This window comes from Amycolatopsis azurea DSM 43854 (genome assembly GCF_001995215.1).
Lineage (GTDB): Bacteria > Actinomycetota > Actinomycetes > Mycobacteriales > Pseudonocardiaceae > Amycolatopsis > Amycolatopsis azurea.
This window is the reverse complement of the sequence record NZ_MUXN01000010.1, coordinates 50,383-62,137: the sequence shown is the minus strand read 5'-3', so window position 1 is coordinate 62,137 and position 11,755 is coordinate 50,383. Positions and strand designations below refer to the sequence as shown.

General features: G+C 71.5%; 13 protein-coding genes. 11 read left to right on the top strand and 2 right to left on the bottom strand.

Going from position 1 to position 11,755, the window contains the following annotated elements; all coding sequences use genetic code 11:
- Position 1 precedes the first annotated feature (1 nt).
- On the top strand, positions 2-811 hold the full coding sequence (locus B0293_RS14340; RefSeq protein ID WP_005167362.1) for an SGNH/GDSL hydrolase family protein: 810 nt from the start codon (positions 2-4) through the stop codon (positions 809-811).
- Here the strand turns inward: B0293_RS14340 and B0293_RS14335 are convergent.
- A complete protein-coding gene (locus B0293_RS14335; protein WP_209437368.1) occupies positions 792-1,742 on the bottom strand; it encodes a helix-turn-helix domain-containing protein in 951 nt (316 codons plus the stop codon). The two genes, B0293_RS14340 and B0293_RS14335, sit on opposite strands and share 20 nt — an antisense overlap.
- A gap of 101 nt (positions 1,743-1,843) precedes the next feature.
- On the opposite strand from B0293_RS14335, the gene B0293_RS14330 reads away from it, so the two are divergent.
- The gene (locus tag B0293_RS14330) at positions 1,844-2,845 is read left to right on the top strand and encodes a saccharopine dehydrogenase family protein (protein WP_005167358.1); all 1,002 of its coding nucleotides are present in this window, start codon (positions 1,844-1,846) and stop codon (positions 2,843-2,845) included.
- Here B0293_RS14330 and B0293_RS14325 read toward each other — a convergent pair.
- Positions 2,835-3,332: a M15 family metallopeptidase domain-containing protein gene (locus B0293_RS14325; RefSeq protein WP_005167355.1), complete on the bottom strand. Its 498-nt coding sequence runs from the start codon at positions 3,330-3,332 to the stop codon at positions 2,835-2,837. The two genes, B0293_RS14330 and B0293_RS14325, sit on opposite strands and share 11 nt — an antisense overlap.
- Before the next feature lie 154 nt (positions 3,333-3,486).
- Between B0293_RS14325 and B0293_RS14320 the strand changes: the two genes are divergently transcribed.
- From B0293_RS14320 to B0293_RS14280, 9 genes are all read left to right on the top strand, one after another.
- Positions 3,487-4,221 carry a response regulator transcription factor gene (locus tag B0293_RS14320; RefSeq protein ID WP_005167353.1) on the top strand — a complete coding sequence of 245 codons (735 nt, stop codon included), beginning with the start codon at positions 3,487-3,489 and terminating at the stop codon, positions 4,219-4,221.
- Positions 4,218-5,624: an ATP-binding protein gene (locus B0293_RS14315; RefSeq protein ID WP_005167350.1), complete on the top strand. Its 1,407-nt coding sequence runs from the start codon at positions 4,218-4,220 to the stop codon at positions 5,622-5,624. The genes B0293_RS14320 and B0293_RS14315 overlap by 4 nt, the downstream gene beginning before the upstream one ends.
- A complete protein-coding gene (locus B0293_RS14310) occupies positions 5,621-6,082 on the top strand; it encodes a GerMN domain-containing protein (RefSeq protein ID WP_005167349.1) in 462 nt (153 codons plus the stop codon). The genes B0293_RS14315 and B0293_RS14310 overlap by 4 nt, the downstream gene beginning before the upstream one ends.
- Positions 6,083-6,271: 189 nt before the next feature.
- Entirely contained in the window at positions 6,272-7,021 is a 750-nt protein-coding gene (gene dhbA, locus B0293_RS14305) for a 2,3-dihydro-2,3-dihydroxybenzoate dehydrogenase (RefSeq protein WP_005167347.1), read from the top strand.
- Between the two features lie 166 nt (positions 7,022-7,187).
- Positions 7,188-8,384 carry an isochorismate synthase gene (locus B0293_RS14300; protein ID WP_005167345.1) on the top strand — a complete coding sequence of 399 codons (1,197 nt, stop codon included), beginning with the start codon at positions 7,188-7,190 and terminating at the stop codon, positions 8,382-8,384.
- On the top strand, positions 8,381-10,003 hold the full coding sequence (locus B0293_RS14295) for a (2,3-dihydroxybenzoyl)adenylate synthase (RefSeq protein ID WP_005167344.1): 1,623 nt from the start codon (positions 8,381-8,383) through the stop codon (positions 10,001-10,003). The genes B0293_RS14300 and B0293_RS14295 overlap by 4 nt, the downstream gene beginning before the upstream one ends.
- Complete coding sequence (locus tag B0293_RS14290; protein ID WP_039919808.1) at positions 10,000-10,668, top strand: isochorismatase family protein; 669 nt, start codon at positions 10,000-10,002, stop codon at positions 10,666-10,668. The genes B0293_RS14295 and B0293_RS14290 overlap by 4 nt, the downstream gene beginning before the upstream one ends.
- Positions 10,669-10,902 carry a phosphopantetheine-binding protein gene (locus B0293_RS44255; protein WP_005167339.1) on the top strand — a complete coding sequence of 78 codons (234 nt, stop codon included), beginning with the start codon at positions 10,669-10,671 and terminating at the stop codon, positions 10,900-10,902. It begins immediately after the preceding gene.
- Entirely contained in the window at positions 10,899-11,753 is an 855-nt protein-coding gene (locus B0293_RS14280) for a siderophore-interacting protein (RefSeq protein ID WP_005167337.1), read from the top strand. The genes B0293_RS44255 and B0293_RS14280 overlap by 4 nt, the downstream gene beginning before the upstream one ends.
- Positions 11,754-11,755: the final 2 nt, after the last annotated feature.

The window sequence follows — 11,755 nt, the reverse complement described above, 5'->3', positions numbered from 1 at the left end:
AATGCTCAAGCGAACACTCGTCGCGGTCACGCTCGCCCTTCTGATCGCTCCACCCGCCCAAGCCGACGAATCAGCTCGTTATGTCGCGATGGGCAGTTCGTTCGCGGCGGGACCGGGAATCCCGCCGCAGCAGCCGGGAACCCCGGCCACCTGCGGGCGTTCGACGAAGAACTACGCGAGCCTCGTCGCCGCGAGACGCGGGCTCGCCCTCACCGACGTCACCTGCGGCGGCGCGACCACCGCGAACATCCTCACCACCGGGCAGGCCGGGCAGCCACCGCAGATCGAGGCCGTCACGCCGGACACCAAGCTCGTGACGGTCACCATCGGCGGAAACGACGTCGGCTACGTCGGCAGCCTGTTCACCTACGGCTGCCAGAACACCGGCGGCACGAACTGTGGCCAGGTCGACCGGAACGCCGTCCGCGCGGCGCTCAGCACCGTTCACGAGAAGATCGGTGCCGTCATCGCGGCAGTCCATCAGCGCGCGCCGCGGGCCCGGGTCCTGGTCGTCGACTACCTGACCATCGTCCCGCGCACCCGGCCCGCCTGTGACGGCGTTCCGCTCACCCCCGAGCAGCTGACCTTTGAAAACGAGGTCGCGGACCGGCTCGCGGCGGCGACCCTGCGGGCGGCCCGCGAGGAGCGAGCCACGCTGGTCCCGGCGGCGGCCGCCAGCGCGAACCACGACGGCTGCGCGGCCGTTCCCTGGATGGAGCGGTACTCGACCGCGCAAGGACGCGTGCCGTACCACCCGAACGAGGCCGGGATGGCGGCCGTCGCGAACCTGGTCACGGCAAAGATCCCTTAGCCGTCCGGAAGGTGCGGCGGTAGCTGTCCGGCGGCACCCCGACGGTCCGGTTGAAATGCCGCCGCAGGGTGGCGGCGGTGCCCATCCCGGTGGCCTCCGCGATCAGGTCGACGCTGTCTTCGGTGCGCTCCAGGAGCTCCTGCGCGCGGCGGATGCGCTGGTTCAGCAGCCAGCGCAGCGGGGTGGTCCCGGTCGCAGTCCGGAAGTGCCGGGCCAGGTTGCGAGAGCTCATGTTGGCGTGCCGGGCGAGGTCCTCGACGGTGAGCGGCCGGTCCAGCCGTTCGGTGATCCAGGGGAGCAGGCCGCCGAGCGGATGGTCGTCCTGCTCGGGCACCGGGGCGGTGACGAACTGGGCCTGCCCGCCCGCGCGGTGCGGCGGGACGACCAGGCGGCGGGCGACGGTGTTCGCGACCGCCGAGCCGTGGTCGGCGCGGACCAGATGCAGGCACAGATCCATCGCGGCGGCCTTGCCCGCCGAGGTGAGCACGCTGCCGTTGTCGACGTAGAGGACGTCCGGATCGACCTCCACCAGGGGATGCCGGGCGGAGAGGACGTCGGTGTGCGCCCAGTGCGTCGTGGCGCGGCGGCCGTCGAGCAGACCGGCGGCCGCCAGCACGAACGCGCCCGTGCAGAGGGACGCGACCCGCGCGCCCGCTTCGTGGGCGGCGCGGACGGCGTCGACGAGGTCGGCTGGCGGATCGATGTCGATGTCGGCCCAGCCGGGGACGATGACCGTGTCGGCGCGCGCGAGCCGGTCGAGCCCGTGATCCGGTTCGAGGAGGAACCGGCCGACCTTCACCGGGGCCGGACCGCAGACGCTGAGTTCGTACCAGGAACCGAAACCCGGCAGGGGCGAGCCGAAGACTTCCTGGGCGATGGCCAGTTCGAACTGGAGCATCCCGTCCGTGGCGGCGAGCGCGACCGTGGTCATGTCCGAAAGTGTACGCATGATGTCGTTCCGGACACTGTCGGACGGCGGATCCCGTAGCCAGGATGGTCCACAGTGGATCGGTCGAAGACAGGGAGAACCCCATGGGTACGTACGACGTCGCGGTGTTCGGGGCTTACGGGCACACCGGGCGGTTCGTGGTGGAGGAGTTGCGCGAGCGAGGCTTCGGCGTGCTGGCCGTGGGCCGCGACGAGGCGAAACTCCGGGCTCTGCCCTGGCCGGACCTGGAGATCCGGCAGGGGTCGGTCGACGATCCGGCCTCGCTCGATCGCGCTTTCGAGGGCGCGGACGCGGTGATCAACGCCGCCGGGCCCTTCGCCGACACCGCCGCACCCGTGATCGAAGCGGCGCTGCGGGCGGGCGTCCCGTACCTGGATGTGGCCGCGGAACTCGAAGCGAACATGGACACCTTCGCGCGGTTCGGCGACAAGGCGGCGGGCGCGACGGTGATCCCGGCGATGGCGTTCTTCGGCGGTCTTGGCGACCTGATGGTCACCGCCGCCCTGGGCGACTGGACGTCCGCCGACGAAGCGCACATCGCCTACGGGCTGAGCAGCTGGCACCCGACGGAGGGGACCCGCGCGGCGGGCAAGGTCTCCCGGGATCGGCGGAACGGGAAGCGGATCCGGTTCTCCGGCGGCCGGATCGAACACCGCGACGACGCGCTGCCGGAGTCGGACTGGGATTTCCCCGCGCCGCTGGGGACCCGTGCCGTGCTCGGCGAGTTCTCGATGGCCGACGTCGTCACCGTCCCGAGCCATCTCGCCATCCCCGAAGTGGTCACGTACATGACCACGAACGCGGCCCGCGAGGTCGTGACGCCCGAAACGCCGGCGCCGCCCGCGGACGGCCCGTCCGCGCAGACGTTCGTGGTCGACGTCGTCGTGCGGTCCGGTGGCGAGGAACGGCGGGTCGTCGCGCAGGGGCAGGACATCTACGCGATCACGGCACCGCTGGTGGTGGAGGCCGTCCAGCGGGTGCTCGACGGGCGGACCAAGGCGACCGGGGTCGTCTCGGCGGGAGAGGTCTTCGACGCGGCCGACTTCCTGGCGGCGCTGGCCCCGAGGGTGACCGTCACCGCGTGACACCCGCCTTCCAGCCGGGGTGCGGCAGCCGTGCGGGCGGGGCCTCGCCGGGCCGGTACTCGAAGTGCCACCATTCGTTGTCGTAGATCCGGTACAGCGCGAAGCGGGCGCCATGGTCTTCCAGCCATTGCGCGCCTTCGCGCGGCCGGACGTCCAGCGCGGTACCGCGGACATGCGCGGAATCCTGCGGCGGCAGGACGCGTTTCCCGGTCTCGGTGAGGAACAGCCGGTGCTGTTCGGCGGCGTCGCGGTGTCCCGAGGTGACGCCGAGCAGCGTGCGGTGCCGCCAGAACGCCTCTGTCCTGGCGGCGGTGAACGCGGCCAGGGTCCCGCCGGTGAGCCCGGCGAGGTCCTCGGCCGGGAACCGCAGCGCCAGCGCCCACCCGCAGGCCAGCCGCCGGGCCTCGCCGGGCGACCGCAGCCACGCCGGGATCAGCAGCAACACCGCCAGGACGCGGGTGAGCGCCGCGTAAACGATCTCCTTCATGCACTCCACAATCGACGCCGCTTGTCCGAGGCCGATCGTGACGGCGTGCGCGGACGCCGACGAAAATGTCACCGTTCCGCACGGGTCACGTCGTGACAGAACGAAGACGTTCCGTGGACGTTCCGCGGAAACGGGGCGGGCACGATGGCGTGTCATGGACGAGCGGATTCCGTCCGGCGCTGCGATAGTCGTCGGCATGCCCAGGGTGCTGCTCATCGAAGACGACCAAGCCGTGCGGGACGGGCTGAGCATGGCGCTGGGCGGACGCGGCCACGCGGTCGACGCGGTGGCCACCGGCGAGGAGGGACTGGCCAGGCTCGCGTCGCGGCCGCCGGACATCGTCGTGCTGGACCTGATGCTGCCCGGACTGGACGGATTCGAGGTCTGCCGCCGGATCCGGGCCGCCGGTGATCTGCCGATCATCATGCTCACCGCGCGCAACGAGGACATCGACGTGGTCGCCGGGCTCGCCGCGGGCGCGGACGACTACGTGGTCAAACCCGCCAGGGCGCAGGTGCTGGAGGCCCGGATCCGCGCTGTCCTGCGGCGCACCGGGCAGCCGTCGTCCCCGGTCCCCGTGCCGGCCGAGATCGAGCGGCACGGAGACCTCGGCGTCGACCGCGCGGCGCTGACGGTGACCAAGGGCGGCAAGCCCGTCGCCCTCGCCCCGACCGAACTGCGGCTGCTGCTGGAACTCACGCAGGTGCCGGGCCGGGTGCTCAGCCGCCAGTATCTGCTGGAAAGTGTGTGGGAGCACGGCTATTTCGGCGATTCCCGGGTCGTCGACGCCTGCGTGCAGCGGTTGCGCGCGAAGATCGAGGACGATTCGTCCGCCCCGGTCTACGTCCAGACGGTCCGCGGGTTCGGCTACCGTTTCGGGCCGCTGTGAAGCTTGGCGGTCTGCGGACCCGGCTGCTGCTGGCGTTCAGCCTGCTGGTCGTGATCACCGCGGCCACGGTCGCCGGCGGCAACTACGTCCAGGCCCGCACCGTGATCCTCCAGCAGGCGCAGGACGCGACCGCCCGCGTCCTGGTCGACAAGGCCACCGCCCTGTACCCGCTCGGCCCGCTGCCGCCGGGGGACGGGACGCTGGGCCGGATCAGCGGCGAACTGAGCGACCGCGACTTGAGTTCGCTGGTCCTGTACGAAAACCAGTCGAGCGGCAACCAGCAGCTCCGATCGCTGATCTCGCCGGAACTTCGCGCGGAGGTCCAGTCGGGGAACGTCGCCTGGCAACGGGTCGACTCCGGCGGCACGCCGATGCTGGTGGTGGGCACCAGGTTCACCGTGAAGCTTCCGGGTGGGCAGGAGCGGGCTTCGGGCATCGAGGCCTACATCGCCCGCACCATGATCCCGGAGGCGCGGAGCATCGACGAACTCGCCACTCGGGCCTGGCTGATCGGCGGGTTGGCGCTCGTGTTCGCCATCGGGCTGGCGCTCGTGGCCGCGCGCGGCGTCCTGAGGCCGGTCCGGGAACTGGGTGACGCGGCGCAGCGGCTGGGGGCGGGTGATCTGCGGGCCCGGATCAACGTCCGCGGGACGGACGAACTGGCCGGAGTGGCGCGGACGTTCAACGAGACGGCCGGGGCGCTGGAACGCCACGTCGACGAACTGAAGCGGATGGAAGCCGACGCGCGGCGGTTCGTCGCCGACGTCTCGCACGAACTGCGCACTCCTCTGGCCGCGATGACGGCGGTCGCGGACGTGCTCGAACAGGAGTCGCCGCGGCTTTCCGGGGACGCCGGCCGCGCGGCGCGGATGACCATCGAAGAGACGCACAACCTGACGCGGCTGGTGAACGACCTCATTGAGGTGTCCCGGTTCGACGCCGGAGCCGCCGCCCTCGCGCCGGAAGAGGTCGACGTCGCCGAGGTGATCACCGCGAGCCTGCGCATCCGCGGCTGGCCGGACGAGGTGGAGCGCGAGCTGCCCACCGGGATCTTCGCCGCACTCGATCCGCGACGGCTCGACGTCATCGTGGCGAACCTGGTCGGCAACGCGTTGCGGCACGGGGAAAAGCCGGTCTCGCTCCGACTTTCCGAGGCAGGGGAGTGGATCACGCTGGAGGTCACGGATCGCGGACCAGGGCTGGCGCCCGAGGTGCTGCCGCACGTGTTCGACCGGTTCTACAAGGCGGATTCGGCCAGGGCACGCTCCGGCGGCAGCGGTCTCGGGCTCGCGATCGCCTGGGAGAACGCGCGTCTGCACGGGGGAACCCTCATCGCCGCGAACGGCGCGGACGGTGGCGCGGTGTTCACGCTTCGCCTGCCACGTCAAGGAGGAACGGCATGAAGAAGACCTTGCTCGTGCTGCTCCTGACGGTTGCGGTGGTCGCGGGCTGCGGTGTCCGGCCCAGCGCCGTGATCCCCGGCGCGCCCGCGCCGGTCGGCCCGGCCAACGGCGCGGTGCTCTACTTCCTGTCCGGCGGCCAGCCGGTCCGGGTCCTGCGCCCGCTGGCGGGCGAACTGGCTCCGTCGAACCCCATCGACCTGCTCGCCGCCGGACCGGACGAGAGCGAACAGGGCCGGCGCTACACCAGCGAAGTCCCTTTCGGCACCACGGTTCTCGACCAGACGGCCGCGCCGAACGGCGTCACGGTGACCCTCTCGATCGCCGTCGCCAGGCTCTCGGCGCGGGCGGTCGACCAGATCGTCTGCACCGCCAGGGACTCGCTCGGCGGAAGCCCGCAGGTCACCTTGCGAGGCGAAGGAACCGTCCGCGGTCCGCTGTCGTGCCCCCTGCCCGGCTAGGAGTGGGTCGGGGTGGTCGTGAGTGGTAAGTGCCGTTCTAACGGCACTTACCACTCACGACCACCCCGACCGACGCCTCACCTCCGCTTTCCCGGGAGTGGCCCGAATCACCGGTGTCGGTCCCTCGCTTTGTCCGGATTCGCCCGCTAGCTTAGGCAAGGCTAAGCAAATGGGACGAGGTGGTTTGGCGTGGAAGGGATCGAGGGCAGGGTCGCGCTCGTAACCGGAGGCGCGCGCGGGATCGGCGCGGCCGTGGTGGACGGATTGGCCGAGGCAGGCGCGATCGTGGCGGCGGTGGACCTGGCGGAAATGCCGTCCCGGGACGGGGTGACCTCGTACGTCGCGGACGTCGGGGAGCCCGCGGCCGTGGCCCGGGTGGTCGACGAGGTCGAACGCGAACTGGGGCCGATCGGGATCGGGGTGTCCGTCGCGGGCGTGCTGAAACCGGGATCGGTCTGCGAGACGAGCGACGAGGACTGGGCGGCGACCTTCGCGGTCAACTCCACCGGCGTCTTCACCGTGCTCCGCGAGATCTCCCGCCGGATGCTGCCCCGCCGGAGCGGCGTGCTGGTGACGGTCGGCTCGAACGCCGCGGGCGTCCCGCGTACCGGGATGGCCGCATACGCCGCTTCGAAGGCAGCGGCGACGATGCTGACCCGCTGTCTCGGTCTCGAACTCGCCGGCTCCGGAATTCGCTGCAACATCGTCTCGCCCGGTTCCACCGACACCGACATGCAACGTCTACTGTGGACGGACGAGAACGGCGCGGACCTTGTCATCGCGGGAAATCAGGAGCAATACCGCGTCGGTATACCGCTGGGCCGGATAGCCGAACCGGCCGACATCGCCGACGCGGTCCTGTTTCTCGCCTCCGAGCGGGCGCGGCACATCACGATGCAGAACCTCTACGTCGACGGCGGCGCCACGCTTCGCGGGTGATCTCGATGACGCAACGAAGACTTTTCGGGTCCGTATGATTAGGTTAGGCTAACCGAAAGTTGTGTCCGCCGCGTCCGGGGGGTCGCGTTCCGCGCCGGTGAAAAGGCACTGCGACGCACCAAGAGTGTCTGCCTGGTCAGTAGTATTTGCGAAAGGGAATCCTGTCGTGTCCTCACCTGCACCGGCCCGACCAAGGCCGGTCCATCAGGCGGCCGATCTGCTGGCGGCGTACCTGCCCGGATCGTTCTACTACTCGTCCGCTCGAGGATCGCTGCTCGCCGACGGGGTGTACTCCCCGGTCCACGCGGCGCCGGGCGGGCGTGCCCGTGCCGCCGCCGAAGTCCTCGACGCCGCACTGGTCGCCGGAGTGGCCGAACCCGTGGTGGCCGGGGCGATCGGGTTCCGGCCCGACGCCCCGAGCAGCCTGGTGGTGCCCGCCGTGGTGCGCCGGGCCGGTCCGCCGCGAGCGAGTGGTCCGGTGGCGCCGCTCGGGGGCGGGGGCTGGTCGGTCTCGCCGCGGCCCGCGCCGGAGGTCTACACCACCGCCGTCGCCAGGGCGCTGGACGAGATCCGTGACGGTGACCTGCGCAAGATCGTGCTGGCCCGCTGCCTCGACGTCACCGGCGGCGATCCCGTCGCCGTGCCGCGCTTGCTGGCTCGTCTCGTCCACGCCGACCCGGCGGCCCACGCCTTCGCCGTCGACGTCAGCGCGCCCGGGGATCCCGCGCCGCGCACCCTGGTCGGGGCGAGCCCGGAACTGCTGGTCTCCCGCCGCGGGCGGATCGTCATGGCCAACCCGCTCGCCGGATCGCGGCCGCGGGTGGCCGACGACGCCGAGAACGCCCGCCGGATCAGCGATCTGCTGGCATCCGAAAAGGACCGTGACGAACACGCCCACGTCGCCGCGCAGGTGGCCGAGGTGCTGGGCCGGTTCTGCGTCGACCTCGACGTCCCCGCCGAACCCGAGGTGATCGGCACGCCCACGATGTGGCACCTCTCGACCAGGATCAGCGGACGGCTCGCCGACGCGGGCGACGCCGGTTCGTCCGCGCTCGGGCTGGCCGAAGCGCTGCATCCGACACCCGCCGTCTGCGGCGTCCCGACCGGACTCGCCCGCGACACCATCGCCGCCCTCGAACCCGAGGATCGCGGCTACTACGCGGGTCTCGTCGGCTGGACCGACCAGGACGGTGACGGCGAATGGGTCGTCACCATCCGCTGCGCCGAGGTCCGCGACCGGACCGTGCGGCTGTTCGCCGGCGCGGGAGTGGTCGCGGGTTCCGACCCGGCCGCCGAACTCGCCGAGACCGGCGCGAAGTTCGGCACCATGCTGCGGGCGCTCGGTCTGGAGGGAGTGGCGTGAACCCGGACCACGTGCCCTGGTCGCCGGAAACCGCCGCGCGCTACCGGGCTTCGGGACACTGGCGCGGCCAGACCTTCGGCAAGTTGCTGACCAGTCTCGCCGAGGCCTACGCCGAACGACCCGCCGTGATCGGCGAGACCGCGCGCTGGACCTTCGCCGAACTCGACGAGCGAGCGCATCGGCTCGCCGCCGGGTTCGCCGGAGCCGGGATCCAGGCCGGTGACCGGGTCGTCGTGCAGCTGCCGAACGTGCCCGAGTTCGCGTCCGTCGTCTTCGGACTGTGGCGCGCCGGGGCGCTGCCGGTGTTCGCCTTGCCCGCGCACCGGGCCAGCGAATTGCGGCACTTCGCCGAACAGAGCGAGGCCGCGGCGATCCTGACCGTCGGCGAGCACGAACGGTTCGACCACGAGGGGATGGCGCGTTCCGTCGCGGCCGAAATCCCGTCGGTGCGGAACGTCTTCGTCGTCGGCACGGAGGAATTCGCCGTGCTCGAAGCGGCGACCCCGCGCGCCCTGCCGGATCCGGATCCCGCCGGTGTCGCGTTCCTCCAGCTGTCCGGCGGCAGCACCGGCCTGCCCAAGCTGATCCCGCGCACGCACGACGACTACCTCTACAGCGTCCGGGAAAGCGCCCGGATCTGCGGCCTGCGCCCGGAAAGCGTGTACCTGGCGGCACTTCCCGCGGCGCACAACTTCCCGCTCAGCTCGCCCGGCCTGCTCGGTGCCCTGCACGCGGGCGCGGCCACGGTGTTCGCGCCGCGTCCCGACGCCGACACCGCCTTCCGGCTGATCGAGGCCGAGGGCGTGACGATCACCGGGCTCGTGCCGCCACTGGCCGCCGCGTGGGCGCAGGCGGCCGCGAGGACCACCCGCGATCTGTCCACTTTGGACGTCCTGCTGGTCGGTGGCGCCAAGTGCGCCCGTGAACTGGCCGAGAAGATCGGTCCCGCGCTGGGCTGCCGCCTGCAGCAGGTGTTCGGTATGGCCGAAGGCCTGGTCTGCTACACCCGGCTCGACGATCCGGACGAGTACGTCCTCGCCACCCAGGGACGGCCGATCTCGCCGGACGACGAGATCCGCGTCGTGAACCCGGACGATCCACTGTCCACTTCGGACGACGTCGTCGCGCCGGGCGAGATCGGCGCGCTGCTGACCCGCGGGCCGTACACGATCCGCGGCTACTACCGCGCCGTCGAGCACAACAAGACCGCGTTCACCGAAGACGGCTTCTACCGCACGGGAGACCTCGTGCGGCAACACCCGTCGGGACATCTGGAAGTGGTCGGCCGGGCCAAGGAGCAGATCAACCGCGGCGGCGAAAAGGTGGCCGCGGAAGAGGTCGAGAACCACCTGATGGCCCACCCCGGCGTGCTCGACGCCGCCGTCGTCGCGGTGCCGGACCCGTACCTGGGCGAGCGCACCTGCGCCTACGTGGTTCCCGCCGCGGGTGCGGAGCCCGCCCCGGCGGAGCTGCGCCGGTTCGTCCGTGAGCGCGGCGTGGCGGCGTTCAAGGTGCCCGACCTGGTCCAGGTGGTGCCGGAGTTCCCCGTGACCGGTGTCGGCAAGACCAGCAAACGCGAGCTGCGGGTGGCGCTGGCCGCCCTGGCGAAGGAGAAGTGAACGTGTCACTGCCCAAGATCCAGCCGTACGCCCTGCCGACGGAGGCCGAACTGCCCGCCGGACGGGTCGGCTGGAAACCCGATCCCGCCCGGGCCGCGCTGCTGGTGCACGACGCGCAGCGGTATTTCCTCGCGCCGTACGAGGGATCCCCGATCCCGGAGATGGTCGCGAACATCGCCGCGCTGGCCGACGCCGCCCGCGCGGCCGGTGTCCCGGTGTTCTACACCGCGCAGCCCGGTCACCAGGCCGCCGAAGACCGGGGCCTGCTCACCGAGTTCTGGGGCGACGGCATCGGCGCGGTCATCGACGACGATCCGGCGGCCGCCGACGTCGTGGACGAGCTCGCCCCGAAACCGGGCGACACCGTGCTGACGAAGTGGCGCTACAGCGCGTTCCAGCGCAGCACCTTCACCGAACAGCTCGCCGAAGCGGGCCGTGACCAGCTGCTGATCACCGGCGTGTACGCGCACATCGGCTGCCAGGCCACCGCCGTCGAGGCGTTCATGCGCGACGTCCAGCCGTTCCTGGTCGGTGACGCGGTCGCGGACTTCTCCCGCGAACGCCACGACCAGGCCTGCGAGTACGTCGCCCAGCGCTGCGGCGCCCTGACCACCACGGCCGCCGCGATCACCGCGCTGGCCCCGATCCACGCCGGAGCACAGTAAATGAGCCTCACTGTCGAGAAGATCCACGCCGACGTCGCCGAACTGCTCGGCTGCGACCCGTCCGAGCTGAAGCCGGACACCGACCTCACTGACCTCGGCCTCGACTCGATGCGGATCATGGGCCTGGTCGAGCAGTGGCGTACCCAAGGCGCGGACAACCTGGAGTTCGCCGACCTCGCCGAGCTGCCGACCCTCGGCCACTGGACCCAGGTCCTCACCGGGAGCGCCGCGTGAGCCGCGCCGACCACCGTCACCGGCACCTCGAACGCATCGCCGAAGTCCGCGAGGGCGCGCACGCGGAGAAGGTCCCGTACCCGATCCGCGTCCGGCAGGCCGAAGTCGTGCGCACCGGGATGATCGGTTCCGGCCTGCTCCGCGTCACGCTCGGCGGACCCGGGACGGCGGGCTTCGAGGCGCATTCGCCCGACGAGCACGTCAAGCTCCTGTTCCCCGAACTGGACGCCGAGCCGCGGCTGCCGGTGCAGGACGGCGACATGCTGCGCTGGCCGAAGCCGTCGCCGACGTCGCGCGAGTACACCGTCCGCCGGTACGACCCGGCTTCCGGCGAACTCGACCTCGACGTCGCGCTGCACGAGGGCGGACTCGGTTCCGGCTGGGCCGAGAAGGCCACCCCCGGCACGCCGGTGCACGTCGCCGGTCCGCCCGGCGGGCTGATCGTGCCGCACACCTACGACCGCTACCTGCTCGCCGGTGACCTCACCGCGCTGCCCGCGATCGCACGCTGGCTCGAAGAACTGCCGCGCACCGCCGCGGGCTGGGCGTTCATCGAGGTCACCGACGCGAGCGAGGAGATCGAGCTGTCCGCGCCCGAGGACGTCGAGGTGCACTGGCTGCACCGGGGCGACGTCGCGCCGGGCGCCTCGGACGTACTCGCTCGCGCGGTCCAGACGATCGAGGTCCCCGCCGGGGAACGGCTCTACGCCTGGGTCGCGGGGGAGGCGGGGCAGATCAAACCGCTGCGCCGCTGGCTCAAGAACGACCTCGGGCTCGGCAAGGACGACCACGACGTGACCGGGTACTGGAAACGCGGGGTCGCCGACTTCGACGACGAGCACGACCACTGATC

What these genes read in the sequence shown, in the direction of transcription:
- B0293_RS14340 (WP_005167362.1), top strand. Translation starts at nt 2, where the DNA reads ATGCTCAAGCGAACACTCGTCGCGGTCACGCTCGCCCTTCTGATCGCT.
- B0293_RS14320 (WP_005167353.1), top strand. Translation starts at nt 3,487, where the DNA reads ATGGACGAGCGGATTCCGTCCGGCGCTGCGATAGTCGTCGGCATGCCC.
- B0293_RS14310 (WP_005167349.1), top strand. Translation starts at nt 5,621, where the DNA reads ATGAAGAAGACCTTGCTCGTGCTGCTCCTGACGGTTGCGGTGGTCGCG.
- B0293_RS14330 (WP_005167358.1), top strand. Translation starts at nt 1,844, where the DNA reads ATGGGTACGTACGACGTCGCGGTGTTCGGGGCTTACGGGCACACCGGG.
- B0293_RS14325 (WP_005167355.1), bottom strand. Translation starts at nt 3,332, where the DNA reads ATGAAGGAGATCGTTTACGCGGCGCTCACCCGCGTCCTGGCGGTGTTG.
- B0293_RS44255 (WP_005167339.1), top strand. Translation starts at nt 10,669, where the DNA reads ATGAGCCTCACTGTCGAGAAGATCCACGCCGACGTCGCCGAACTGCTC.
- B0293_RS14335 (WP_209437368.1), bottom strand. Translation starts at nt 1,742, where the DNA reads ATGACCACGGTCGCGCTCGCCGCCACGGACGGGATGCTCCAGTTCGAA.